Here is a 24,496-nt window from a genome sequence, read left to right on the forward strand (position 1 = left end):
TCGGCCTTCAAACATCTCGGGCTTAATCATGCGGTGTTTCCCGCATCCACGGTGAGAACCGTTCCGGTGACGTTTAGCGCTCGATCGCCGAGATGGAATTCAACCGTGTTCGCAACATCCTGCAGGTTGGCCATTCGATGCAAGGCGCTACGGCGCTCGATTTGCTGGCGTTGCTTGTCGTTCAATCCATGGGTCATATCGGTGGCAATGAAGCCAGGAGCCACGGCGTTCACGGTGATCCCAATCACACCGACCTCGCGGGCCAGCGAGCGCGTAAACCCGATCATCGAGCGTACAAGATACTTGGTCAGCGTAATCGGTGAGACTACATTCATCGTCATCAAGTCGACGATTTGCGCATTCGGCATGGTGGAAAGGATTCCCGAAGTTCCGATGCCGGCATTGTTGACCAATCCGTAAATCGGACCGGTCTGGCGCAGTCTAAGGGACAGCGCCGAAAGCGTGCCGATGGCCGACAAGTCCCACTCGACATAAGACCAAGCATTGGGATGGGGGCGGATTGCATCCGCTAGTTCCTGGCTGAGCGTGCGGGCCACAGCAACGACCCGGTAGCCGGCGCGGACAAGCGATTGGCAAACTCCCAATCCAATTCCGCGACTGCCGCCCGTGACGACGACGTTACGCACCGCGGGACAACTTCCCCGAGGCTGACATCTCTATCTTTTCCACCCGATGCCATGTCGCGGGGACTTTGTGGCGGGGCAAAGCGGACTGGCAGGCAGACTTCATGGAATTGATGATGGTTGCCGTTGCTTGGGGGTCATTTGGTGCCCGCAGGACCACGTCGGCCGCGACGACTGCCCCAGTGATCGGGTTTTTCCGAGACCAAACCCGCGCCATGATGACATCCGGATGACGAGTGATGATGTCCTCGATTTCTTCCGGGTAGACCTTCTGTCCGCCCACATTGATCACGCCTTCGCGGCGCCCCCTGAAGTAAAACCGGTCGCCCCGCCGCTCCACCAGATCGCCAGTGTCGATGAAACCATCATCCGAGCGCGGCAAGTCGGCCCCGAGGTAGCGGTTGGCCACGCGGCTTGAGCGTAGCCACAACGTGCCGTCCACTAGCTTCATCGTCATTGTCTGATTATCGTTCGGATGCGGAATGAAACTGACGGGAAATCCGGCCAAGCCATCACGCACATCGAATCCCACGCCAGCCTCGGTGGCGGCGAACGCATGGGCGATATTGGCGTTCGGGTATTGGGCGCGCAAACGATTGAGAATTGCCTGGTCGGCGATCTCGCCCGACAGCCGCACATAGGCCGGCGAGACAAGCCCTGAGAACGGGCTGAGCAGGGCGTTGCGCCAGTGTGAGGGGGTTCCGGAAATATGGGTCACGTTGGAGCGCTGAAGACGTCCCATGAAGTCGCTGACCGGCTCAGACGCACTGGATAGAACGATCGAGCCACCGCCGATCAGTGCCCGCAAGAGTATTTGCAGACCGCCATAGCGACGAACGTCGTAGAACGTGCTCCAACGGACGCCGTCCGGAATTGACACCCCGTCATTCAACGGCCCGCTCAGGCTGGGGAGGGTATGGACCACCATTTTTGGACGTCCCGTGGTGCCTGAGGTCAAGAGCACCCATTCAGTGTCAACTTCAGGTTGGGTTTCGAACTCGCGGCAGGCCGTGACCGCGATCGGCATCTGGATCAACGGCAGGCCGAGGCGGGTCAAAGTTGGCGCGAACGCTGCATCCGTGAGGATGATGTCTACTTGGCCCAGTTCGATTAGACCTGACAGATGCGGGGCAAGGTCGGGGGTGGCAAGCACGATGCGTCTGGCCACGCCATCGAGTTCGAGCAGCGCCAGAACGGTCGGAAGTTGGGTTTCAGTGGCAATCAATATACAACGGCCGCGCACTTGCTCAATGGTTTCTGAAGCCAACGGCGAACCGGCGCGCAGATCGGCGATGCTGATGGTCGACCGATCACTAATGATATCACGCCCAGGGATGTCGTGCCCGAGTGTGATCCCGAGCAAGGATTGTCTCATGGCTTTAACTCCGCCCGCGAACTGGGAATAACCTCTTTGACTTCAGCATTGAAGTCGCTTTTCGGGCGGGGGTGGGGATTACCCCGATTTTGCCATATCATTACACAACAGGAATTCCGGCATTTCCATCACTCGCTGACTGTGCACTGTCGTCACCCCACGTGCGACGTCGAATGGATGCCGGCGTTCCCAGCCGCTTCCGCCCTTGGATATTTTCAGACGGGCCCAGCCGAATGCCTGGTGTCCGGTGATCATCGACACGACGGTCGTGAGCGCTCCGTGCATGAGCCACTTTGGTCGCATCGTCACTCTCCGTCAGATCACGGCAGCGTGTTCGTAGACTTGGATAAGTTCTCCCACTGTCGTAGGCAGCACCACGCTGTCATTGCTGAACGGGTCGACTTCGAGTTCATCGTCCAGGCTGGCGACGAGGATTGCTATGCACAGTGAATCCAGACCGGATTCGAGCAGCAGAAGCTCGTCGGTCAGCGGCACAAGCTTCTTGTTCTGCTGCTCCGCGACCAGGTGGATTTGCTGAATGACAGTGGCTCGAATAGTCATGGACTTTTGTTCTCTCATAGTTGCAAACGAAATCGAGCATGATCGGCATAACCATGTTCTGGATGGCCAGGCTGGTGACCGAGTGATCCATTCGGGCAACGGTTTGCGCCGTCGCCCCCTGGTAGTTCGACAGGTCAACAAATCCCGGACCGAACTCTTGTTCAAGGATGTTCGCGCCGCGATCATCGGGCGCGACCATGAACAACGTTTCGACACCGCGCCGCTGCAGCTCCGCCATGCTGCGCCGGGGCCCTTTGGGGGCTATCCGCAATATCCGTTCGGTCAGCCGTTGGCCGCGGTCACGCACCAGCAGAAGTCGCCGTCTTACCTGCGCGCGCGCGATGCTGGGCAGATCGAACTTACCCTGAATGAGGGACAGCCAGACTTCCTTCTGCCGCAGCATGGCCAGGTAACGGTCTGGTCTGGAGGTGAGCCGTTGGACGAATTCAACCGTGTCACCCTTCTTCCATTCAAAGGCCGGGAGATTGAGCAGCAGAAGCGCCTCGATGCGCTGATCGCGTAATGCGGCATGCCAGGCGTGGTACGCGCCCGCGCACAAGCCATTGACCACGAACCGCTTATATCCACGGGCTTGCAGCAGGTCGAGCGCAGCCTGGAAATCCGACAGACGGTCGGTTTCGAACATTGATCCGGGTACCGTTTCCAAACCGGGATGTCCGCGGCTGTCTCCGAATCCGGCGAAGTCGATCCGCAGCGAGGCAATACCTTGGCGAGCCAGGGCGCGGGCAAAGTTGGTCCCGAAGCGGCCGGCGCCGTAATGTGGGTCACGACCAGTGTTCGCAATGATCACGACGAGCCCGGCTGGCCGACTGTCGGGCTCGCACATCATGCCGAACAGATCGCGTCCGTGGGCTAGAGGTGTTTCCACCCAACCTGGTTCGGCAAGCATGACCGGCGTCGGAGGGCGTGCTTGCCTGCATACCGGACGCAACCATACCGGAAGCAACGGAGCCGCGTCTTGCAGCCATTCGAGAATGGCGTGGAAATCGAATGGCTGTCCGTCGCCCTGCTCATTATGCGCCAGCATTGTTTCAAGACCACCGAAATCCGTGCTGACGGTAACAATCAGACCGCGCCGCGACCAAAGACGGGCACAATCGACGAGTTGTTTAGTCTGCGACTGCGCAACGATAAAGCATCGATGATGGGTAGGCAGCGGCAAATTTCGTAAATCAACCTCGGCAATCTGCGCCAGAGTTACGGCGTCAATCTGCAATTCATGGTATACGAGTGCATCACTTGGCGGGGAGCCATGCAACTGAGCCTCAATCTGTAGCTGGCGGACGTAGGACCGGCCTCGCACGACCGGCGCAAGGAGCACCGACGCGATGACATCAGTGCGGTGGGCAGCCGTCGTGGCGGCGATTGTTGCCCCAATGCGCAGGCCAATAAAAACCAAATGACTGGCGCCGGTCGTCGCGCGTATCCATTCAGCCGCGGCATCAGCGCATTCGTTCCAGTGATGCCAATGATCGCCCGAAATATCCAGGGAATCACCAGTTCCCGGATAGTCAAACCGAATTGTTGGATAACCAGCATCGGCCAAAGTATTTGCCATTAGCCGAAACGCATGATGCGAGTCGAGCGCATCGCGAAGCAAGGCTGGGCACAAAACGACGGCCACGTCGTGAACGAGCCCTTGTTCACATGCATGATACCAACCGAAGCAGCCGTTAAAACTGACCGCTATCATAGGCCGGGGGAAGGGTGTTTGCTTATCATTCGAGGCGAATTTACCGCGTCGGTCGGAACCGTGATACATCTAGTCTGCCGCCACAGGAAGAAGTTCATGATGCTTGATTTTTACTATCTGGTCAACTTGATAACGGCCCTTGCGGTCTCTGGTCTCGGCTACCGAACCGTGGGGATGGAACCAACTGCTATTACGACTTCGCCCGTGGCCCGGCTTGCCGGTGATTTTACGAGTTCTTTAAGTATCCAGGTCCATATGAATTATAATGCGGCCTCGGGGCATCCCAATTCACCGTACGGCAGCAACACCATGGTTGCCGATGCGTTGGCATACCTCAATCCCGGCGGGATTGGCACCGGCATCGGCACAGTCCGTGATACCGCATTTTATTCCAATGCCATCCCCGGCCTCGATTATATAGCCGGCCTTGGCTATAGGCTTGATCTCTACATGAGCTACGACGCCCAACACAGCGACTACTCGGCACAATACGCGGCGTTATCGAGATTCGTCTCATCGGGCTTCGTCCGCGTCATCGAAGGCGGCCTTGAGGTGGACGGTTTCCGTCTAGTCAGAGATGACACCTATACTGGGCTCAATGGCACACGTTACACTGGTTGGCAGGCTGCGGTCGCGATGCAAATGGATTTGTGGAGTCGGTTTCATTCCACTGTTCCGGTGGCCCTGTTTAGCCTGGCAACACCCTCCAACGGTCACGCCAACTCCCCGGCCGTGGCGGCCGCGAAGAAGCTTGGAACGTCGCTGACCGAGATTGCCAATTACGGCAATGTACATTTCTATCAAGCCAACGGAGATGCGCCGGCGTCGCCGTCCGGTGGTCAGCTTGCGGGGGTCATAGCTAGCGAAACCGGTTACACACCCGGATTGCCCTTCATGATCACCGAAACCGGTTTCAACGACATTCATGCCGCAGGCTACGCTGGCACCCCGCTTGTCGATGCCAAATATACCATGAACTTGCTCTTGAGCGCTTTCATGGCGGGCTGTGCGTTGACCAATTACTACGAGCTGTTCGATGAAAACCAAGGCTATTCTGGATCCGAGGATTTTCAGGATCACTGGGGCCTGTTCAACGACAACGGCACGCCAAAGCAGAGTGCAGTTGCGCTGCATAATTTCCTCTCGGTGATCAGCGACAGAAAGGCAGCCTCTTTCAAGCCTGGCTCGCTAAAATATCAAATCAGCGGCCTATCCCCCTTAAATGGCCATTCGCTGCTGTTTCAGAAATCGGATGGTTCATTTGTTCTTGCCTTGTGGGCCGAGGCAAATATCTACAGCAACGCGGTTCCGAGGACAGCAACTACGCAGACCGTCACGGTGGCGTTGCCTGGCATCTATGAAATCGACGTCTATGACCCGATGCTGAATGCCGCTGCACTGGCCGGGCGTCAATCTTTCCTAGTAGATGCGACGGATTCCGGTCACCTGACCACAACACAGTCAAATACGGTCAAAGTCTCGGTCGTCGATCATCCGATCCTGATCCGGATTACCGACAAGACCGCGGTCACGCCAACCTCGCCTCCTGGTCGCGATCACCTCGGCCTAACCGACATTCAGAAATGAATCCATGGGCCCGACAACCTGCAGCGACGCCGGAGGGGCGCTTGGTGCTCGTGAATAGGCACTCACCTCTGGTCCTCGTATCTGAAAACAACGATGGATGTCGGCGTTGAGCGGGCCCTACATTGTTGTCTCTGTCGAAGCAGATTGCTCCAGCGCGTCGTATCCTCGCTCCACCGAATTGCGGGATCATAGCCCATGACGAATTTGCCTTTTGGACAGGCTAGATAGTGGGCGCGCAGTGTCTGGGTCAGCAGGAACCATGCGGAGCCACCGTTGTCCTGGGTAGAGGCACCATCGGTGTAATACAGGTGGTCTCCCCAACGCAGACATAGAGCGTAGGCGGTGCAACGGTTTTGGAAGTAAACCCACGAAACGCTGATGTGTTGGCGCAGCATGACTAAGCGACGTAACAGGGTAAATCGCCACGACCCGATGGCCAAACCCTTGCGCTCAAAGACGTCGTGGCGTAACGAAATCATTTGCTTCAGATTAGCCGCCGAGGGAAAGCCCTTTTGCGTCTCGATGCGTATCGCCGGATCAGCCTTGACGGCTTTGGCCACGTTACGCTTCGCATTTGTGCTCATCGACCGGTGATAATGATCCCAGTCTCCGAAGTCTGCGAAGTCAACACTCATCACCCGCCAGGCCTCGGTGCTAATGAGCGTCACGCCTGGCAGGGAAGCCAACTGTTCATCGCGTGGCTCTTCGGCGTTCCACACCGAGCCATAAACATAAACTCCCGCACCGAGCAGATGCAGCACGGCGGTCATCGCGTCGGCCCAGCGGGCTTTATGCTTCGGCTTCAGTTGTATAGCGTCCAAGAATGTGCCTTTGGCTTTGCCGGGAACACGCGAAACGGCCACGGCGCATTGGGCAACCTTCTCGCTCGCGGCGAATACTTCAAACAGATGCACTCGATGCGTGAAACGGTGCGGACGTATATATGCCCGGGCGCAGTAATAGCTCGCCAAACACGCTTGTGCAAAGTGATCCCAATCGTTGCGGGTGCGCAGCCTCCCTACGGGCAAGCTGCGGATCGTCAGTGGAGAAAGGGTGAGGGCGTCGGCCGCAGGGTCGTCTACAACGATCATAGCAGCATGGCCGTCTATGCCACCTGCGCCCGTTGCGCGGCGTAGACACGCTCCAAAGCGGCGGCGGCAATGGACCAGTCGTGATTCTGTACGGCAAAGTTCCGAGCGGTCTCGCCCATTCGCTCGGCTCGCTGTCGATCGCGCAACAGAGATGCCAAAGCCTGCGTGATTTCGTCCGGGGTCTCTCCGTGACGGTAATGCACGCCGTCTTCAACGTTCAAGCCGGAGACTCCTTGTTGCGTGGCGACCACTGGCAGGCCCGATGCCATTGCTTCGATGACCTTCAGCTTCGAACCGGCGCCGGCCCGCAGCGGCGCGACGAACACGCTACTTTCGGAATGTGCATCGGTGACACGGGACACAAAGCCGGAAAATGACACGCGTGGATCAAGCCAACGCTTGCGCCATTGCTCCGGCAACTCAAAACCGCAAACCGATAGCTTAACCTCTGGTTTTTGTTGCCATAACCTAGGCATTATGTCATCGCAAAGCCATTCCACAGCCGACACGTTTGGGGGGTAACGGTAATTGCCAATGAACAAAACCCGATCTGCGTTACGGTCAGGCAGTACTTCGCGATGCGCCGATGTGTCAATACAGTTGGGTACAACGGCCGTCCTGGCACCAAGCGTTTGAAAGAATTTCTCCTCGTCCTGGCTAACCGCCACGACGCAGGACGCCTCGCGGACCGCGGTTTTTTCCCAAAATTGGTATCGCAATCGATCAACCAGGCCGAATGCCCGCAACGGAGCCGGGAAGCGACTGTATGGAACCTGCGCAACCCTACTTTCCACGTTGTGTTCGGTTAGGATGAACGGCAGTCTATGCCGACGCAACGGCGTTCGGAGCGCCCCGAGCGCATAGCTGTGTTCAATCTGCACGATGTGGAAGTCTTGTTGGATCAGGTTTTCGAACTTGATCCGAAAGAGCAGTGAAGCCGCGTTGATACTGGTGATCGCCGGCCGCCGCGATAGCAAAGCTTTGGAAAGCGAAATTGGATGAGCTAGCTTGCGGCGCGGGGCGATCTCAACCCGGTCAAGGAATTCTCTTACGCCCTCTAGAACAGCTTCGGAGGGCGCCTCGTGGGTCAACGACAAGACAGTAATGCGGTGTCCACGAGCGCTTAGTGCCCGCAGCAAGGCATCCTGCCGCGCCATTCCCCCGTTGCGCACGGGCCACGGGAAATAGGGGATCACCCAAAGTATTCGGTACGCGTCCATTATTTTCCCGTGCCAGTCTTTTCAAGACTACGCGTGTATAGGGCGAGATATCGCTGTCCCATGACGTCGATCGTAAAGCGTGATGCGGTTTTCGACGCGCCTTGCGAGAGGTTTGCTGCCAGTGCGACGTTGTCTTGGATTTCACAGGCTGCTCGCGCAAATCCCGCAGCGTCCCCTGGTTCCACCAGCAACCCATTGACTGCGTGCTCAACAAACTCGGGAATGGCCCCGATGGCGCTGGCGATAGCCGGGACGCCGTGCATGAACGCCTCAACCAGAACCACGGGCGCGTTTTCTGTCCACATTGACGGGAATAGCAAAGCGTCGGCGCGGTCAAGCAAACCATACTTCGCTTCGCGTCCCACGAAGCCATGTAAAATCATTCGCGGGTCACCCGCCGCCACTTTCTCCAGTTCGCCGATCAAAACCCCAGCGCCCGCGACATGAAGACGCGCATCCGGCGGCAAGCCGGCCAAGATCTCGGGCAGAAGATGAGCACCTTTTTCGCGGCGCAACTGGCCAAGATAGAGCAGTTCAAGCGGCCGTCCAGGTGGGCGCGGCAGCCGAACAACCGGGTCCTCCGGCAAGCCATTCGGTACAACCAGAGTACGGTCGCTCGCGCCCAAGGCCAACGCGTGGCGATCGCCTACGAATTGTGACGGGCTGCATATCAGAGAGACCGAGCTGGCGCAGGCTGCGTGCCAACGACCATGCAGCTTGCAAACCCGGCACGGCTTGGCGCAGTCAGCCTCTTGCCGGGACATCGTTCCTAACCGGCAGATCAGATGATAATCATGGGCAGTATGAACGATTGGGATCCCCATGCGCCGCGATTCCCGCCAAATCGCGGGCGACATCCCTTTTATATTATGAGTATGCACGACCTCCGGGCGGACTTGCTGGAGAATATTGCGAAAATATCGAGCGGATGCGCCGTTCCAGTAGTCGCGCAGACGCCATCGCGCCCGGGCAAGCCTGCCGCGGCGGTCGTTTGCCGCGAAACGCTCGAAGTTCCACCAGAGATTAGGAGGAAAGTAACGAATTACCCGTACGCCGTCGATGCAGTCCTCTGATCCACTGCCCGAGTCGCAGGTGGTGACAACGGTGATATCATGGCCGGCCTTGGTCAGCCAATTCGCCAGGTGTGCGGCAATCAATTCCGCACCTCCAACGATATAGGGAGGATAGAAATTACTGGCTATCAGGACTCGCATGGGTCGCCAGGCAACAGTGCGGTTATGGGCAATTCAGCGCTGATGTTCGCGGCGTTCGGCGGCCAAAGTGCCGAAAAATACTGCGGATTCATTGCGACACGATTCCTGATGAACGGCGGCAGAAGCTGCTCGCGGTGTCCTAGACGGTAGGCCACCAACTTAATGATTGTTCGCAGCATTGCTTCCGGGATGCGGAGCGGCGTGTGCTGCCATAGATAGCGCAGTTCGGACAAAACGAAACGCTTTCCCTCCTTGTCCGGCATCGCAAACATTTTATAGATGTGCGCGTGATATTTGTGCGCCACTCCGATGTCGAAATAACGACCGAATTCTTCCATCAGAGAATATCCATGCGAATGCTCGACCACCGCGTTACCATCATAAACAATGGTCCAACCCTTGAGCAGAGCACGCGCGACGGCTACGTGGTCCTCACCCATGATGATGCGCGTGGGAAAGCCGTCTATTCCTTCCAGTAGGGCACGGCGATATGCCGAAAATGCATTGGAATTCGACAATACCTTGAATCCGAATTTAGGGGCGTCGGCTAACGTCCGCGTATTACTTGTCGCCGGATAATTGAACAGACGGCCGTGGCGCTCGATCGCCCTGGCCTCAATACGCGGGAGCTGCCGCCCGCCGACAATTCCGACTGATGGATTTTCAAATCGGTCCAGCAATTGCGCAAAACACTCACGGTCATGCGGCAACGTATCCTGGGTGAGGAACATGACGACGTCGGTGTCGCACATCCGCCATCCGAGATTCCGGGTTGCCCCATGGTCAAACGATTTCTGCTTAATTGTTACGACCGTAAAACCCGCCTGCCGAAAACGCTCAGGTGAGCCGTCCGTCGATTCAGAGTCGATGATGATGACACGCTGAGCCTGTCGTGTTTGCCGCTTCAACGCTCGGATCAGCCTATTAGCGTATGGCAATGCATTTCGTACCGGGATCACAACCGATGCAGTTATTGACTGGATCGGCGTTTCGGCGTGCGTGGCGACAACGTCTAAGTCACTGGCAAGTGATGGCAGTTCCAAAAGCCCATTGTGTTTCGGGTCCATTTTGCTTCCTCTGCGCGATCTGCGCAGCCCCCTTTTTGGGTCGTTTTTTTGTGCATTTAATCGGAGGTCAATCGAAAGACGCCTGGTTAGGAACTGCGACCAGCAGCAAGTCGCGGAACGCGACCCACATCGGCCGGATCCTCGCGTCAGGCAGGAAGTGCCGAATCAAAGCTCCGTGTCCTTCTTCTGGATGACTGTCAAAAGCGATGTGCTTCTTGAGAAAATGTCGGAAGCTCGCCAGCAGTGGCGTGTCCAAGTGCTTGGCTCGCAGCATGGCCGAAAATACCGCCTCCAGACCACCGCATTCATAACTGGCGATGGTCATCGCCTTGTAGTAGTCGTCCATCGCGCGTGTAGTCGCCAGATACCGCTCGCCCGCGTCTCGTAGTTTCGACTGGACAGCTAGACTGATCGGCGAAAGCGTCAGAGTGCGGCGCATAAATTCGTCATGGTTCATCGCCTCTTTCGCTTCGGCGACGCCGGGCCAGGGCGACAAGTTTGCCGTTGCACACTCTTCACGGTCGAGCCGTCGCAACTGCTGATCTTCCGGATGCAGTCTGAGCGCGACTTCAAGACATTCGCGGAACTGAATTGAGAAGAAGTAGTAGGCCCAGGCGACTGCCGTCATCTCGTCTTGGGTGAATTGCTCCCAGTCACGGCAACAAATCTCTTCGACGACGGATTGAAATCCAATGGTAATTTCGTCCATTATTGAGTCTCCAAGTGAACCAACTTTTCGGCATCGACCAAGGCGTCGACCAGAATGGCAACGTCGGCGGCTGTCGTCAGACCGCTGGTGATACAGGCTCTGACAACCGTGCGGCCCTGGAACCGAGCCACCGAGACCCAGGCCTGGCCTGATGCGAGGACACGCTCGACCAGGGCACGGGTCGAACATGGTCTGCCAGGACTCATGCAGGCCACGCCGACCGGAGAGCGGTTAAGAACAATCCACCCCTCGTTAACGATCTGAGCCTTCAACCGTTCGGCGAGCAACAGTGTGTGCTCGACATGCCGGGCGTAGCCGTCCCACCCTGCCGCGGCGAGGGCGAGGAACAGGCGTAGTCCGGCAAAGCGTCTCGACCATTGGATGCTGCTGGTGTAGGGATCAGCCGGCGTTGTGGAGGGCATATAGCCGGTGGTAGTCCGGAAAGTGCGATGTAGCGCGTCGTTGTGGCTGGTCAGAAAGATGCCGCATCCCATTGTGGTGGCGAACCATTTATGTGCATCAATGGTTACGGAGTCCGCCAACTCAATCCCGCAGAGCAACGTTCTCCGCGCGGCCGAGGCGATTAAGGCTCCGCTCCAGGCGGCATCGACGTGGAACCAAAGACCCGTCTCGCGCGCGATCCGTGCACAGGCTGGAAGTGGATCAATCATGCCGGCATTGGTCGTTCCGGCCGTCGCCGCAACCATTACCGGGACACGTCCCGCCAAGCGATCTTGCTCGATGGCCGTCCGCAGCGCCTCAGGGTCGAGACACCCCTCTGGGTCGGTGGCTACCAGGTTGACCGCGGATAGTCCTAGACCCGCCTGCCGGGCGATCTTAAGCCAGGCAAGGTGGCTGTCCTCCGAGACATAGAACACCGGCTGCCCGGGGAAAGCCCGCACTCCATCTTCGTTGAAACCCGGGCAGCCTTCAGCTAAGGCTAGGATTACCGCCGTATAGTTGGCCTCGCTTCCCCCCGTCGTGAAATGCCCGGTCGCCCCGCTCGGCAAGCCGGCCCGCTTGGCCACGGAGGCAACCACATGGGCTTCGATGGCTACGGCGGCAGGCGAAGTGGTTGCCGTCGCGAGTTGTGGGTTAAAGGCGGCAGTAATCTTGTCGGCACACTGGGCAGGGTAATTCGGGGTTGGGTTGAACAGACCGAAGTAGCGGGGGTGAGTGACGTGCACCAAGCCGCACTCCATTTGCGCGATTGTCCAAGTCAACGTTTCTTCAAATGGCTGCGGGCGATGAAAATCGAACTGTGCAAGCTGCTCGCTGAACGCAGCGGCGTCGAACGTTGGAGTCACGGAACCGGCTTTTACGCGCTCACACGCGTTTCCCAGCGCACAAGTGAGCGTCTCGTCGATTGCATCCCGGATATTGCGTGGTGGGAACAGTTCATTCATCACGCGGAAACCATGCTTAGTTTCTCATTCTGCATAGTGAGCAGATAATTCAGCCAGTTGTGGTAGAATTCGACGGCGAATGGCTCCCACTCATTGCGGATCTCAATATTATCCCACTCCGAGTAATTAGCTGCTTCCGCTCTCTGGAGCTGGAGCGCGAATTGTCGATCGAAGTAGTTTTTTGGTAGATCAGGGGCCGTTGCAGTTTGACCCGAGGCATAGCGGGCTACATCGCGGCGATATTCTCGCAGTAGAGTAGCAGGTTCGTATTCCGGATGACTCTGAACGAAGACGAATAAACTCTTTTCAAACCGTTTGCAGAATATATCAGCTCCTGCTTCTCCCGAATGGGTCAGCAAAGTGTAGCCGCTGGTCACCAACTCTTTCTCGGGGAGGTCGTTCCAGCGCGAATGAGGTACGCGCCAAGACGCTTGCACATTCTGCATCAGCGCGTGCTCGGTCAACTTCACCGAGTCAAACAGGCCAAAGATCTTCGCACGTTGCGATTTGCGCTCGACGCTATCCAGATACAGCACTGCGGCGTGGGCGGCCAGGCATGACCAGATCACCGACGAAGTGCGCCGCGTTGCCCACTCGATTGTCTTTGTCAATGCTGGCCAGAATGGTTCGTCCGATAAAGCGGATGCTTTCGGTTCTGTTCCGGTGACTATCAATCCATCGAGCTCGCTGGCCCACAGCTCGTCAATCGTCTCATAGTTGAGCGGCCGCGCCCCCGCCAAGCGGAACCGACGCAATTCAAAATGCACTCCCTTCGCGGCTTGCGACAAGATGCGATCGAACTGTCGTTCTGTCCCAGGAAGCGCAGCAGGGGCCATGTTATTCAAAAGACCAATCGTCAGCACAGTCGCGCTCCTTCGAGAGCCTGCTTGAGATCGGCAATGATGTCGTCTGAATGCTCGATGCCAACGCTCATGCGGATCATCTCCGGAGAGACGCCTGCCCTCTTCTGGGATTCCGCCGACATTTGCCGATGAGTGGTGGATGCTGGATGACAAGCCAGCGACTTGGCATCGCCCAGATTCACGCAGCGCACAATCAGTTCAAAGGCATTGTAGACTTTGGTGCCGCCATCCAGGCCACCCTCGACGCCAAACGTAATCAAAGAACAGGCGCGGCCGCCGAGGTATTTCTGCACAAGTCCATAGTAGGGATTGTCGTCAAACCCAGCGTAGTTAACCCATTGAACCTTGGGGTGTTGCTTCAGAAACTTTGCGATGATGGCGGCATTCGCGACGTGCCGTTCGACCCGCAGAGCAACAGTCTCAATGCCTTGAAGCAACAAGAACGCGTTGAACGGGGACAACACGGAACCCGTTATACGCTGATAGAAGCTGCGGCAACGTTCGATGAAGGCAGTGCGGCCAAAATGCGCCGAAAAGATCAAGCCGTGATATGACTCGTCCGGAACGCTGAACATCGGATATTTGTCCGGATACTTATCCCACGGGAAGTTGCCGCTGTCTACGACCGCTCCACCCATGGTAGTGCCGTGACCGCCCATGAACTTTGTAAGTGACTGTACAACGATATCTGCGCCCCAATCCATTGGTCTTAATAGAATCGGGGTGGCGACTGTATTATCGACGATTAACGGAACGCCATGCTTGTGTGCGATTTGAGCAATATCCTCGATATCGCAGATATTGCCGGCTGGATTTCCAACGCTTTCAATAAAAATCGCCCGCGTCTTGTTATCGATCAGCCGCTCCAGCTCGGCCGCTCGATCAGTTTCCGCGAATTTTGCAGTAACCCCGAGCTTCGGGAGTAGAAAGGAAAACAGGGTGTGGGTCGTACCGTAAAGCTGAGGAACAGTGACAAGGTTGTCGCCAGCCTCAACTATATTGGCCACCGCATAATGTAGTGCGGCCTGACCACTAGCAACACAGAGTGCGCCGACACCGCCTTCCAGTACCGCGACGCGCTGTTCGAGCACGTCCGTGGTTGGATTCTTGATCCGGCTGTATCGGAAACCCTCTGCCTCCAAATCGAACAGAGCCGCGCCGTGTTCGGCGCTGTCAAAAGCGTATGCCACTGTCTGGTGAACTGGCACAGCGATCGATTTGGTGCCGATGTCGGGTCGGTAACCCCCGTGCAGAGCAAGTGTCTCACTGCGCATTACTTATTCTGTCCCTTCGAGACACCGGTAGTTCTTGACCATATGCTTCGTCTGTATTGCAGCGGTTGCAACCAGGCCCGCACCGCGCAAGGTGATTTGCGCTCAATGAGTTTTGGATCGGGTGGCTGGCACGGCTTCTTGTTCAATCTTTACACGTCCGGCGAATAGTGCAGCTCGATCGCGGCACGACTAGACTTACTACGCAGAGCAACATCTAACACTTTTGGGTTTGTCGGCAGGGAAGACTGAAGCACAAGGTTGCTGCAAAGACATTTACTATTTTGGGGTAAGCCGACGTGTCTTGGAAAATCATCCTCGTATTAGAGCGCTTGATGGCTCATTCAAGCGCGTTGTTGAGTCTGAGGAAGGGGGCCTAGCTAGTGGTGGTTGCCGCCGTGGCAGCGTTGGGCTGGTGCCAATCCAGCCGACTTTACGTGGCAGCCGGGCAATCCACCGGCGCCTGTGCCTTGGGACCTACGAGTGTGGCTGAAGGGCGTTCTTTAGGGTTTGCCGCGACCTCATAGAAGGGTTTTCCACTGGAAAGGACTTCCGGGATCTACCTAAAGCGCTGAGGCGTGTCCGCCCGGGGTTGGCGCTTTGTGGGTACCCCCAATCCTGCTCGTATGACCTGATTCCGGGGCCAACTGATTTTCATGGTGCTGGCGCGGAATCGTGGGGTTGCTGCCTTGCTATCGTCGGACACTTCCGTCCAGCCGTGGATGAAGTGGTCTTCCCGATGGCCGAGCGCCGGGTCGTCGGCGGCACCGAGGCGAGGGTGCGCGATCGCGGCGCCCTGGCGTGGGCGTCGAGGAAAAGATCGATGAACAGCATCTTGAAGGCGTCGGTGTCGGCGGCAATGCTGACGTAGCGAGTCGGTTCCGCCCTGCTGGTTCCAGGCGGTTCATCCAGGTCGCGCCCGTCTCCCGGTCTTGGCGCCGTTCGTCGCGGTCGTTGAGGCCTTCATAGCCGAGCGCAATGCCGACGATCCATTGCCTCACTGGGAGGGTGCAGGCTGTACTCGACGAAGGGTCAGATCAACGCGGTCCGTAAGGCAGGCGGTGAATCGCGGCAGCTCGGAGACCCGACCGGCAGCGGCGAACAGGCGGTGTTCCGGCAGCGCCTGGTCGCAGCCGTTCCGCTGCCGGCGCAGGTGGGCGGCGCGTGGCGACCCGCCCGCCCGCAACTTCAACCGCGGATCGACTTCCAGTCGACCCCACGCTCGAAGGCCGCAGCGGCGCGGTAGATCGTCGCCTCGTCCAGCATCCTGCCGACCAGCATCAGTCCGACCGGCAGCCCATCGACCATGCCGCAGGGGATGCTCATGGCCGGGTGGTGGGTGCAGTCGAACGGTGCGGTGTTGGGCAGGATCTCGAACGCGCGCTGGATGATCTCCGCAACCGGCGCATTGGCCGCCGGCAGCTTGGTCGCGGTCATCGGCAGAGTCGGCATCAACAACAGATCGTATTTCGCCAGGACATCGTCGTAGGCGCGGCGCAACGTGCGCACCAGGTTCTGTGCCTTGGCGTAATAGCGGCCACGGTGCCGCGTGGTCATCGTGTGTCCCAGCAGCATCGTGTTCTTCAAAGTGTCGGACAGCTCATCCGCCCGGCTGCGCCAGCCGGCATGGGCATCCAGCAGCGAAACGATATACTGCCCCTGCCAGTTGAAGCCAAAACCGTTGCCCGCCATCATCTGCACCGTCGCCCCTTCGGCCGCGATCGGCAGCCAGATCGCCGGACCCAGCAGGTGCATTGGGATCGAAACGGTCTCGACGGTCGCCCCGAGGCCACGCAACCGGTCGGCAGCCTCGCGCACCACAGCATCGGAGGCTTCCAGCGATTGGCCGTGGCCGAAGCCTTCCTGCACGACGCCGATGCGCAGGCCCTGCGCGCCGCGGCCCAGCGAGTCGCGGTAGGCGACGATTGGAGCGCCGTATTGGCGCGGATCGAGCCCGTCCGGCCCGGCCAGCACCTCCAGCATCAAGGCGTTGTCCTCCACCGTCGCGGTCATCGGGCCGGTGTGGTCCAGCGTCAGCTCGATCGGCATGATGCCGGTATAGGGCACCAGCCCGTGCGTCGGCTTCATGCCGTAAATGCCGCAGAACGACGCCGGCATGCGGATCGATCCGCCCTGATCGCCGCCCAGCGCCATCGGCACCTCGCCGGCGGCGACCAGCGCGCCGCTGCCCGAAGAAGAGCCGCCGGCCGAATAGCCGTGACGATGCGGGTTGTGCACCGGCCCGGTGGAGCTGGTGTGACTGCCGCCGGAGAAGCAGAAATACTCGCACACGCTTTTGCCGACAATGGTGCCGCCGGCGTCCAGAATGCGCTGCACGACGGTCGCATCGAGGTCCGGCACGTAGCCCTCCAGCGTCGAGGCGCCGTTCGTCATCGGCACGCCGGCGACGCAGACATTGTCCTTCACCGCGACGGTCTTGCCTTTCAGCTTGCCGCTGGGCGCGCCCTCGATCCGGGTCTTGACGTACCAGGCGCCGTAGCGATTTTCCTCGGCCGATGGGCGCTGGCCGGGCATCCGCGGATAGCGCACCGGCGGGATGTCGTCGGGCAGCCGGTCGACGATGTTGTAGGCCGCGAAGCCGGGCTGCAGGCACTCCAAGTGCGCGGCGAGTTCGGCATCCCCCATGCTGAAGCCGAGCGAGCGGGCAGTGTCGCGAAGCTGGTCCAGTGTGGGGATCTTCACAGTGTCCATTGTCATTGTGGTTGCCTCCTTGTGTCAGGCCATGCCGACGAACTCGTCGATCATGCTGCGGTCGCGCGCGACCTCGGGCGGGATCTCCCGGGTGACCTCACCCTTCTGCAGGATCAGGATGCGGTCGGCCAAGGCGGCGATAAAGTTCAGGTTCTGCTCCACCAGCACCATGGTGACCGGGCGGCGGCGGCGGATCGCCAGCAGGGTCTCGGCGATTTCGTCGATGATCGACGGCTGGATGCCCTCGGTCGGTTCATCCAGCAGGATCAGTCGGGGATGGCCGCACAGGCAGCGGGCCAGCGCCAACAATTGCTGCTCGCCGCCCGACAAGGTACCGCCCAGGCGGTCCACGAGCCGCGCGAGGCGGGGAAAGTCGCCCAGCACATCCTGGATGGTGCGCGCCTCATCCGGCTGGCGCAGGCTGCCCATGCGCAGATTCTCCGAGACCGACAGCGTCGCGAAGATCTCCCGCCCCTGCGGGACGTAACCGATGCCCAACCGCGCGCGGGCGGTGGGCGACAGGCGGGTGATATCGGTTGCGTCAAACTGGATGGCGCCGTCGGTGACCGGCAGGTAGCCCATCAGCGTGCGCAACAGCGTTGTCTTGCCCATGCCGTTATGGCCCAGGATGCCGACGATCTCGCCTTCGTTGACCGTAAGACTGACGCCGGCCAGGATCGGTATGCGGCCGTAGCCGGCGCGCAGGCGGGACACCGTGAGCAGGCTCATGCGGCCTGCTTTCCCAAGTAGACGTCGCGCACGCGCTGGTCGGCGAGCACATGGCCGACATCGTCCTCGATCAGCACCCGGCCCTGGTTGAAAACGGTGACGGTGCGGGCGATCATGCGGATGAACTGCATGTCGTGCTCCACCACCACCAGGGCCTGGGTGCGGTTGATCTCGCGGATCAATTCGGCGGTCCGCTGCACCTCGGCGTGGTTCATGCCGGCCGCCGGCTCGTCCAGCAGGATCAGGTCGGGCTGTTGCGCCAGCACGGTGGCGATCTCCACCCATTGGCGCTGCCCGTGCGCGAGCTGCCCGACCAGCCGGTCGGCGATCAGGTCGAGCTGCAACCGCGCCAGCGTCTCCGCCACGATGCTGCGCGCCCGGCTGGCGGACTTGCGGCGGGCGGCGCCGATGAACACGTTTTCACGCACCGACAGCCCATTGAACACATTCGGCACCTGCGTCTTGATGCCGACGCCCAGGCGGGCGATCGCGTGCGGGTTCGACCCGGTGATGGTCTTGCCACGGAACAGGATGGTGCCCTCAGTGGGCACGAGCTGGCCGGTCAGCATCTTGAAGAACGTGCTCTTGCCAGCGCCGTTTGGGCCGATCAGGCAGCGTAGCTCGACCTCTTGCAGCGTCAGGTCAACGGACTGCACGGCGGTCACGCCGCCGAAACGCATGGTCGCGCCACGCACCTCCAGCAGCGGGGGACCGTTCACCGGTGAAGGTCCGCGGTCTTGGGCACCGGGCGCGCGGCAGATGCCCGGGATTGGCGTAGCATCGGCAGCAGCCGGTCGCGCACCAGCGGCACCAGGCCCTGCGGCACCAGCAGCACGAAGGCGACCAGGACGATGCCAAGGCCGAGGTTGGCGTCGACGAAGTGCTGAGCACCGGCCAGGTTGATCAGGTACTGGATGCCGACCGCGCCCAGGATCGGGCCAACCAGCGTGCCCAGGCCGCCGACCAGGACGAAGATGATGACCTGCGCCGACATGGTCAGGCTGAACACGGTCGGGCTGATGAAGCCGCCCCAGTTGGTGAACAGGCAGCCGGCCAGCCCGGCCACGCCGGCGGCGATCATGAAGGTCAGCAGCTTGTAAAGCCGCGGATCATAGCCGATCAGCATCGCTCGGGTCTCATTCTCGCGGATCGCCACGACGACCCGGCCGAAGCGGCTGGCCAGGATGGCGCGCAGCACGACATAGACGCCGATCAGCGAACCCATCGCGGCGTACCAGGTCTGCACCGGATCGAGCTGACTGGACGGATCGCCGGGCAGGTTCAGCGGCGGGACGCCGGGGATGCCGTTGAACCCGCCCAGCTCGGCCTGGCCGATGTGGTAGGCGTTGCCGGAGGTGGAGTTGATCAGCTCGAACAGGATGACCGAGACAGTCAGTGTAATGACACCGATATAGGCGTCAGTAATACGGCCGTAGAACATGAAGTAGCCCAACAGGGCCGCAAACAGCATCGGCACCACGATCGACAGGACGACCGGCAGCGTGCTGTCGCCCAGGTTGATCACGGAGACCGCATAGGCGTAGCCGCCCAGGCCGAAAAAGGCAGCCTGGCCGAACGACATGATGCCGCCGTAGCCCCACAGGAACCCCTGGCTGAGCGCGAACATCGCCATCGCGACAAAGACGGTCATCTGCACGATGCCGAACAGGTCGAGCACTTGCGGCAGGCCGAATAGCAGCAGCAGCCCGACGCCCAGCATGGCCAGGAAGCCGGCCCAGCCGGCGGCGATCTTCACAGGCTGCGCCTCAGGAAGCGGCCGGTGATGCCCTGCGGCAGCAGGCGGATCATCAGCACGGCGGCAGCCAGCAGGGCGACATCGCCGATCACCGGTGTAGTTTCAAACGATACCAGCGAGTTGATCGTGCCGAACAGGGTGGCGGCCAGTCCGGTGCCGGTGATGATCGCCGGGCCGCCACCCAGCACGGTGATGAAAGCACGCGAGATATAGGCCGCCCCCATGCCCGGCGAGATGCCGGACACTGGCGCCAGCACGCCGCCGGCCAGCCCCGCCAGGGCGGAGCCCAGGGCAAAGGTGGTCATGTAGATGGTGGGCGGAGAAACGCCGAGGGCCGCGGCCATGTTGGGGTTCTGCATCGTAGCGCGCAGGATCAGCCCGAATCGCGTGAGGCGCAGCAGCGCCAACATGCCCAGCAAACCGGCGAGGGCGGCGGCGATGATCACCAGGCTGTATTGGCTGGCGCCGTAGCGGCCGATCGCGAAGCCGCCCGTCGGCACCGGCACCGCGCGGGTGTTGTTGCCGAAGATCGTCGTCATCAGTCCGATCAGGCCCAGGCTGGCGCCCCAGGTCGCCAGCATCGTGTCGATGATGCGGCCATACAGGAAGCGGATCAGCGTGCGTTCCAGCACCAGGCCGACGATGCCGACCAGCAGTGGCGACAGCACCAGCATGGCGATCCAGATGTTGACGCCGGCGCCGACCGCCACGACGGATGTATAGGCGCCTAACATCATGAACTCGCCATGCGCCAGGTTGATAACGCGCATCATGCCGTAGATTACGCCGAGGCCCAGGGTGATCAGCGCCAGCGTGGCGATGCCCGAGACGACGTTGAATCCGAGCAGCCCGATCAGGTCCACGCTTGTCTCTCCGCTAGATACTTGGCTCGAATTGTTTGTCGGTACGCGGGTTTTTTATCAGATCGCAGGCGCCCCCTGTGTCCCCCGGATACTGCTCGGGATAGGTCGCCATGATGTCCCAGCTCCGGTTCTTCGGCTGCGCCAGGTAGGCGTTGCGGACAGTGTGATGCGTCTTTGGGTCCATCGTCACCTTGCCGGACGGGCCGTCGATAGTGATGCCGGATTCGAGCGCGGCGATGACCTTCTGCTGCGCGACCGAACCGGCTTTCTTGACGCCTTCGGCCCAGATCATGATGCCCTCGTAGGTCGCCGAATCGAGCTCGCCCAGGTCGGTGACGCCGGCCCCGTATTTGGCTTGCATGCCCTTGACGAATGCATCGCTGGCCGGAGTGCCGATGTCGTTGTACCAGCCGTAACAGGTGACGATGCCGTCGGTGGTGGCGGGCTCCATGCTGGTCAGCTCGTCGCTGAGGCCGAACACCGTCGAGGCCATCGGGATCTTCGGCTTCATTCCGGCCGCCGCCCATTGGCGGTAGAACCCGTTATGGTTGGCGCCGACCAGCGCCGACAGCAGGAAATTCGGGCCGGCCTGCTGGATGCGGCTGATGGCGGAGGAAAAATCGGTGACATCGAGCGGGAAGAAGTCGGTCCGCGCGACGCTGCCGCCGCCGTCGCGGACGAACTTGGTCATCCACTTGGCGGTGATCTGCCCGTAGTTATAGTCGGCGGCGATGATGTAGGCCTTCTTGCCCCAGGTCTTCATTGCGTAGGCGACGACGTGGTCCACGGTCTGCGCCGGTGTCGTGCCGGTGCAGAAGACATTGCGGTCGCACACACCGCCCTCGTATTGCGTATTGTAGAAATAGAGTGTCTTGAAACGATCCAGCGTGGGACGGATCGCCTCGCGGGAGGCTGAGGTGATGCCGCCCTGTACCACGTCGACCCGGTCCTTCAGCACGAGTTGCTGCGCGTACTGGGAATAGAGCTGCATGCTGGATTGGGTGTCGTAGTTGATCAACTGGATCTGGCGGCCCAGCAAACCGCCGGCGGCGTTCAGCACGCCGACGGCGTACTGCGTCGTCTGGATCATGCGCGCACCGCTGATGCCGATCGGGCCGGAGGCGTCCAGCAGGCTGCCGAGCTTGATTGGCGGTTCGGCCAGGCCATGGCGTGAAACGAACGGCATCGCCAGGGCGGCAGTGGAAAGTGACCCCAGGGCGAGCGCCGAGCGGCGGGTGATGGCACGACGCGTCATCAAACGACTCCGTAATGGGTGACGAGCTGCCGCGGCTGGCGGACAAGCGTCTCGGACGGCGGGCTTGCAAGCGCGGTGCCAGGAAAGGGGTTTTTCTTTGAACAGCAACCGAGCCAGTTTGCGGCGGTTTATGCTTTGTCGCGGGGGATATCGAAGCGGGGGGCGCTGGTTTCTGGCTGGTTGCAACGATTGGGTCGGCTGCCTGCGCCTGTATGCTCAGCAAAACATCAGCGGTCCGCCCGGGCTGCCCAAACCGCGCCCCACGGGTTCGTTAGGACGGGCAGTCGGCTGCCACTGCCAAGTTGGGATTGCGACGCCGCGACGCTCGCATGTGCCGGAAACTCACCGCGCCGATGGCCGAAATAAGCGTGATGAAAGCGCGCGCGCGGGCCGGAGGTCCGACGGCTGAGCAGCCACGCCGGGATCGACGGCGCGGTGCCGCTGCAATGGCGGAGCAGATGGCTAGTGGCCACCGTTGACGCATGTGACGGGCCAATCGCCTGTTCCCATGGCACATCCCTTGCTATGTTATGATCATTGTTTAGTGGGCCTGACGATTACATAGTGAGAAGTGTGACAGGATGTTGTCTCGCCGAGCGATCCTGCACGGCGGTGGGGGCGCCTTTCATCTGTCGCGTGGACCGCGAGCCGCTTCCATGCACACGGTGCGCCTGACCCTGCCGAGTTCATATCCTTCAAGCGCGGCCTAGGGTGCTATATCCTGCTCGCCGGGTTGCGGGCCGAAACCGCGCGCATATTCGCCGCCTCGATCCTATTGTGCGGCATCGGCCTTGGGGCATAGGCATCATCGCCGCGGTGGAGTGGCGGGTGAAGCAGGCGTGGCGTGGATGAGCGATCCTGATTCAGAGCATGAGGGAAGTTAACAGTATGAACGCAACAATATTGCCACGGCTCGGTGCCTGCGATCTTGTCCTGAAGGGCGCTAGGGTCATCGATCCGGCCACCGGCACAGATGGCATGCTGGATGTCGCCATTGCCGGCGGCAAAATCGCCGGGGTTCGTGCAGACCTGCCGGTCCCGGACGGTGCCCAACGCATGGACTTGGCCGGCGCCATCGTCACGCCTGGCCTGATCGATACGCACGCGCACATCTACGAGCATGTGACGGGCGATTTTGGCCTCAATGCCGATCTGGTCGGCGTCCGCGGCGGCGTCACCACGGTGGTCGATCAAGGCGGCCCGTCGGCACTGACCTTCGGCGGTTTCAAGCAGTTCATCGTGGAGCCGTCGCAGAGCCGCGTGCTGTGCTTCCTCTCGAGCTACCTGGCCGGCGGTCTTCTGGGGCACCGCTACGTCGATCTCTATGGTCCGACCGGTATCAATGTCGCTGCTATCGTCAAGATGGCCCGTCAGCACCCGGACCTGATCAAGGGGATCAAGGCGCATGCGGAACCAGGCGGCTTTTCCCGCTGGGGTCTGGAGTCCTTGAAGCTGGGTAAGCAGGCGGGGCGCGAACTTGGGCTGCCGACCTACGTCCATCTCGGCACGCTGTGGCCGCAGAAGGAAGGCAGCGGCGACGTCAACCCACGGGAGATTATCGAGCAGGTCGTTCCGCTGCTGGATGCCGGTGATGTGCTGGCGCATCCGTTCACCCGGTATCCGTCCGGCTTTGTCAATGCGGACGGCTCGATCCATCCGCTGGTGTTCGAGGCGTTGGCCAAGGGCGTCACCATCGACGTCGGGCGTGGCGCGCATTTCAGCTTCGACAACGCGCGTGCGGTGCTTGATGCCGGTATTCTGCCGACCACGCTGGGGGCCGACCTGCACGGCTACAACATCAAGTATCCGGACGGTGGCCGGTGGTATCGCGGCATGTTCACCGACACGCAAGACGTGGTGCCGTCCGAGGACATGGCCGATGACGCCGCCCTGCCGTTCTCGACCCCGTATGGGCTGCACCACGCCATGAGCGAGTTGATGGCGCTGGGCGTCACCCTGCCTCAGGTGGTTGCGATGGCGACGTCCCACGCGGCAAGGCTGTTGCGGATGGAGGAAACGATCGGCGCGCTGAGGATCGGGATGGACGCCGATATCTCGGTATTCCGGGTGCTGGAAGGGGAGTGGACGTTGCAGGACTCGAACGGCAAGCAAGTCGTCACGAAGCAGTTGCTGCATCCGCAATGCGTGGTCCGAGCGGGGAAGGTCGTTGCCACTGATAGCCCGCTGTTGCCGGATGTGGCGCAGCTCGCGGCGTGATCGGCGGGTGGACAGCCGGCCATCCTTGAAGAACCGGATCGCCGCCTATCGAAATGTCTGCCCGCACCTGGGTATCGAGCTGGACTGGAGCCGAAGCGGCTGCTGACCCGGAGCGGGCGGTTTATGCATTGTAACGGGCATGGTGCCCCGATTCGCTCCGGCCAATGGGATAGTGTGTCCGCGGGCCTTGTGAGGGCGAATTGTTGACCGCGCTGCCCGTTCGTGTCCAGAACGAGATGGTG

General features: G+C 60.3%; 20 protein-coding genes. 3 read left to right on the forward strand and 17 right to left on the reverse strand.

The features are described 5' to 3' along the window. Positions 1-26: 26 nt before the first annotated feature. The 3 genes from ACQY4T_RS09390 to ACQY4T_RS09400 all read right to left on the reverse strand — a co-directional run bounded on the left by ACQY4T_RS09390 (position 27) and on the right by ACQY4T_RS09400 (position 4,363). On the reverse strand, positions 27-647 hold the full coding sequence (locus tag ACQY4T_RS09390; protein WP_428540629.1) for an SDR family NAD(P)-dependent oxidoreductase: 621 nt from the start codon (positions 645-647) through the stop codon (positions 27-29). Beyond that, on the reverse strand, positions 640-2,019 hold the full coding sequence (locus tag ACQY4T_RS09395; RefSeq protein ID WP_428540632.1) for an ANL family adenylate-forming protein: 1,380 nt from the start codon (positions 2,017-2,019) through the stop codon (positions 640-642). The genes ACQY4T_RS09390 and ACQY4T_RS09395 overlap by 8 nt, the downstream gene beginning before the upstream one ends. A 409-nt stretch (positions 2,020-2,428) precedes the next feature. Continuing rightward, positions 2,429-4,363: an alpha/beta fold hydrolase gene (locus ACQY4T_RS09400; RefSeq protein ID WP_428540635.1), complete on the reverse strand. Its 1,935-nt coding sequence runs from the start codon at positions 4,361-4,363 to the stop codon at positions 2,429-2,431. A gap of 27 nt (positions 4,364-4,390) precedes the next feature. Here ACQY4T_RS09400 and ACQY4T_RS09405 point away from each other — a divergent pair, with 27 nt between their 5' ends. Next, complete coding sequence (locus ACQY4T_RS09405) at positions 4,391-5,881, forward strand: hypothetical protein (RefSeq protein WP_428540638.1); 1,491 nt, start codon at positions 4,391-4,393, stop codon at positions 5,879-5,881. 62 nt (positions 5,882-5,943) lie between these two features. Here ACQY4T_RS09405 and ACQY4T_RS09410 read toward each other — a convergent pair whose 3' ends face one another. The 8 genes from ACQY4T_RS09410 to ACQY4T_RS09445 form a co-directional block, all read right to left on the reverse strand. Further along, positions 5,944-6,972: a hypothetical protein gene (locus ACQY4T_RS09410; RefSeq protein WP_428540641.1), complete on the reverse strand. Its 1,029-nt coding sequence runs from the start codon at positions 6,970-6,972 to the stop codon at positions 5,944-5,946. Positions 6,973-6,986: 14 nt separating this feature from the next. Further along, complete coding sequence (locus ACQY4T_RS09415) at positions 6,987-8,168, reverse strand: glycosyltransferase family 4 protein (protein ID WP_428540644.1); 1,182 nt, start codon at positions 8,166-8,168, stop codon at positions 6,987-6,989. 23 nt (positions 8,169-8,191) lie between these two features. Further along, the gene (locus ACQY4T_RS09420) at positions 8,192-9,406 is read right to left on the reverse strand and encodes a glycosyltransferase family 4 protein (RefSeq protein WP_428540647.1); all 1,215 of its coding nucleotides are present in this window, start codon (positions 9,404-9,406) and stop codon (positions 8,192-8,194) included. Then, positions 9,394-10,473: a glycosyltransferase family 2 protein gene (locus ACQY4T_RS09425; protein WP_428540650.1), complete on the reverse strand. Its 1,080-nt coding sequence runs from the start codon at positions 10,471-10,473 to the stop codon at positions 9,394-9,396. The genes ACQY4T_RS09420 and ACQY4T_RS09425 overlap by 13 nt, the downstream gene beginning before the upstream one ends. A 67-nt stretch (positions 10,474-10,540) precedes the next feature. Beyond that, positions 10,541-11,182 (reverse strand): hypothetical protein, encoded by a 642-nt coding sequence (locus ACQY4T_RS09430; protein ID WP_428540653.1) that lies wholly within the window; start codon positions 11,180-11,182, stop codon positions 10,541-10,543. After that, positions 11,182-12,588: a pyridoxal phosphate-dependent decarboxylase family protein gene (locus tag ACQY4T_RS09435; RefSeq protein WP_428540656.1), complete on the reverse strand. Its 1,407-nt coding sequence runs from the start codon at positions 12,586-12,588 to the stop codon at positions 11,182-11,184. The genes ACQY4T_RS09430 and ACQY4T_RS09435 overlap by 1 nt, the downstream gene beginning before the upstream one ends. Beyond that, entirely contained in the window at positions 12,588-13,451 is an 864-nt protein-coding gene (locus ACQY4T_RS09440; protein WP_428540659.1) for a homoserine O-acetyltransferase/O-succinyltransferase family protein, read from the reverse strand. The genes ACQY4T_RS09435 and ACQY4T_RS09440 overlap by 1 nt, the downstream gene beginning before the upstream one ends. After that, positions 13,445-14,725, reverse strand: a complete 1,281-nt coding sequence (locus ACQY4T_RS09445; RefSeq protein WP_428540662.1) for an O-acetylhomoserine aminocarboxypropyltransferase/cysteine synthase family protein — start codon at positions 14,723-14,725, stop codon at positions 13,445-13,447. The genes ACQY4T_RS09440 and ACQY4T_RS09445 overlap by 7 nt, the downstream gene beginning before the upstream one ends. Before the next feature lie 715 nt (positions 14,726-15,440). On the opposite strand from ACQY4T_RS09445, the gene ACQY4T_RS09450 reads away from it, so the two are divergent. Then, positions 15,441-15,593 (forward strand): hypothetical protein, encoded by a 153-nt coding sequence (locus ACQY4T_RS09450; RefSeq protein WP_428540665.1) that lies wholly within the window; start codon positions 15,441-15,443, stop codon positions 15,591-15,593. Between the two features lie 317 nt (positions 15,594-15,910). Here ACQY4T_RS09450 and ACQY4T_RS09455 read toward each other — a convergent pair whose 3' ends face one another. Genes ACQY4T_RS09455 through ACQY4T_RS09480 form a run of 6 tightly spaced genes read right to left on the reverse strand, consistent with a single transcriptional unit; the run spans position 15,911 to position 22,037 of the window. Next, entirely contained in the window at positions 15,911-17,440 is a 1,530-nt protein-coding gene (locus tag ACQY4T_RS09455; protein WP_428540668.1) for an amidase, read from the reverse strand. Between the two features lie 18 nt (positions 17,441-17,458). Then, positions 17,459-18,163 carry an ABC transporter ATP-binding protein gene (locus ACQY4T_RS09460; protein WP_428540671.1) on the reverse strand — a complete coding sequence of 235 codons (705 nt, stop codon included), beginning with the start codon at positions 18,161-18,163 and terminating at the stop codon, positions 17,459-17,461. Then, a complete protein-coding gene (locus tag ACQY4T_RS09465) occupies positions 18,160-18,882 on the reverse strand; it encodes an ATP-binding cassette domain-containing protein (protein WP_428540674.1) in 723 nt (240 codons plus the stop codon). Before ACQY4T_RS09465 ends, ACQY4T_RS09460 begins: the two co-directional genes overlap by 4 nt. Continuing rightward, positions 18,879-19,919 carry a branched-chain amino acid ABC transporter permease gene (locus ACQY4T_RS09470; protein WP_428540677.1) on the reverse strand — a complete coding sequence of 347 codons (1,041 nt, stop codon included), beginning with the start codon at positions 19,917-19,919 and terminating at the stop codon, positions 18,879-18,881. The genes ACQY4T_RS09465 and ACQY4T_RS09470 overlap by 4 nt, the downstream gene beginning before the upstream one ends. Further along, entirely contained in the window at positions 19,916-20,782 is an 867-nt protein-coding gene (locus ACQY4T_RS09475) for a branched-chain amino acid ABC transporter permease (RefSeq protein ID WP_428540680.1), read from the reverse strand. Before ACQY4T_RS09475 ends, ACQY4T_RS09470 begins: the two co-directional genes overlap by 4 nt. 13 nt (positions 20,783-20,795) lie before the next feature. After that, positions 20,796-22,037: an urea ABC transporter substrate-binding protein gene (locus ACQY4T_RS09480; protein WP_428540683.1), complete on the reverse strand. Its 1,242-nt coding sequence runs from the start codon at positions 22,035-22,037 to the stop codon at positions 20,796-20,798. 888 nt (positions 22,038-22,925) lie between these two features. Here ACQY4T_RS09480 and ACQY4T_RS09485 point away from each other — a divergent pair. Next, positions 22,926-24,254, forward strand: coding sequence for an amidohydrolase/deacetylase family metallohydrolase (locus ACQY4T_RS09485; RefSeq protein WP_428540686.1), 1,329 nt, complete (start codon positions 22,926-22,928; stop codon positions 24,252-24,254). Positions 24,255-24,496: the final 242 nt, after the last annotated feature.

Origin of the sequence: Rhodopila sp., from assembly GCF_965277825.1 — a bacterium.
GTDB lineage: Bacteria > Pseudomonadota > Alphaproteobacteria > Acetobacterales > Acetobacteraceae > Rhodopila.

Coding starts and splice junctions, on each gene's coding strand:
- ACQY4T_RS09395 (WP_428540632.1), bottom strand. CDS start 2,019: ATGAGACAATCCTTGCTCGGGATCACACTCGGGCACGACATCCCTGGG.
- ACQY4T_RS09400 (WP_428540635.1), bottom strand. CDS start 4,363: ATGTATCACGGTTCCGACCGACGCGGTAAATTCGCCTCGAATGATAAG.
- ACQY4T_RS09405 (WP_428540638.1), top strand. CDS start 4,391: ATGATGCTTGATTTTTACTATCTGGTCAACTTGATAACGGCCCTTGCG.
- ACQY4T_RS09410 (WP_428540641.1), bottom strand. CDS start 6,972: ATGATCGTTGTAGACGACCCTGCGGCCGACGCCCTCACCCTTTCTCCA.
- ACQY4T_RS09420 (WP_428540647.1), bottom strand. CDS start 9,406: ATGCGAGTCCTGATAGCCAGTAATTTCTATCCTCCCTATATCGTTGGA.
- ACQY4T_RS09425 (WP_428540650.1), bottom strand. CDS start 10,473: ATGGACCCGAAACACAATGGGCTTTTGGAACTGCCATCACTTGCCAGT.
- ACQY4T_RS09430 (WP_428540653.1), bottom strand. CDS start 11,182: ATGGACGAAATTACCATTGGATTTCAATCCGTCGTCGAAGAGATTTGT.
- ACQY4T_RS09435 (WP_428540656.1), bottom strand. CDS start 12,588: ATGAATGAACTGTTCCCACCACGCAATATCCGGGATGCAATCGACGAG.
- ACQY4T_RS09445 (WP_428540662.1), bottom strand. CDS start 14,725: ATGCGCAGTGAGACACTTGCTCTGCACGGGGGTTACCGACCCGACATC.
- ACQY4T_RS09455 (WP_428540668.1), bottom strand. CDS start 17,440: ATGACAATGGACACTGTGAAGATCCCCACACTGGACCAGCTTCGCGAC.
- ACQY4T_RS09460 (WP_428540671.1), bottom strand. CDS start 18,163: ATGAGCCTGCTCACGGTGTCCCGCCTGCGCGCCGGCTACGGCCGCATA.
- ACQY4T_RS09480 (WP_428540683.1), bottom strand. CDS start 22,037: ATGACGCGTCGTGCCATCACCCGCCGCTCGGCGCTCGCCCTGGGGTCA.
- ACQY4T_RS09485 (WP_428540686.1), top strand. CDS start 22,926: ATGAACGCAACAATATTGCCACGGCTCGGTGCCTGCGATCTTGTCCTG.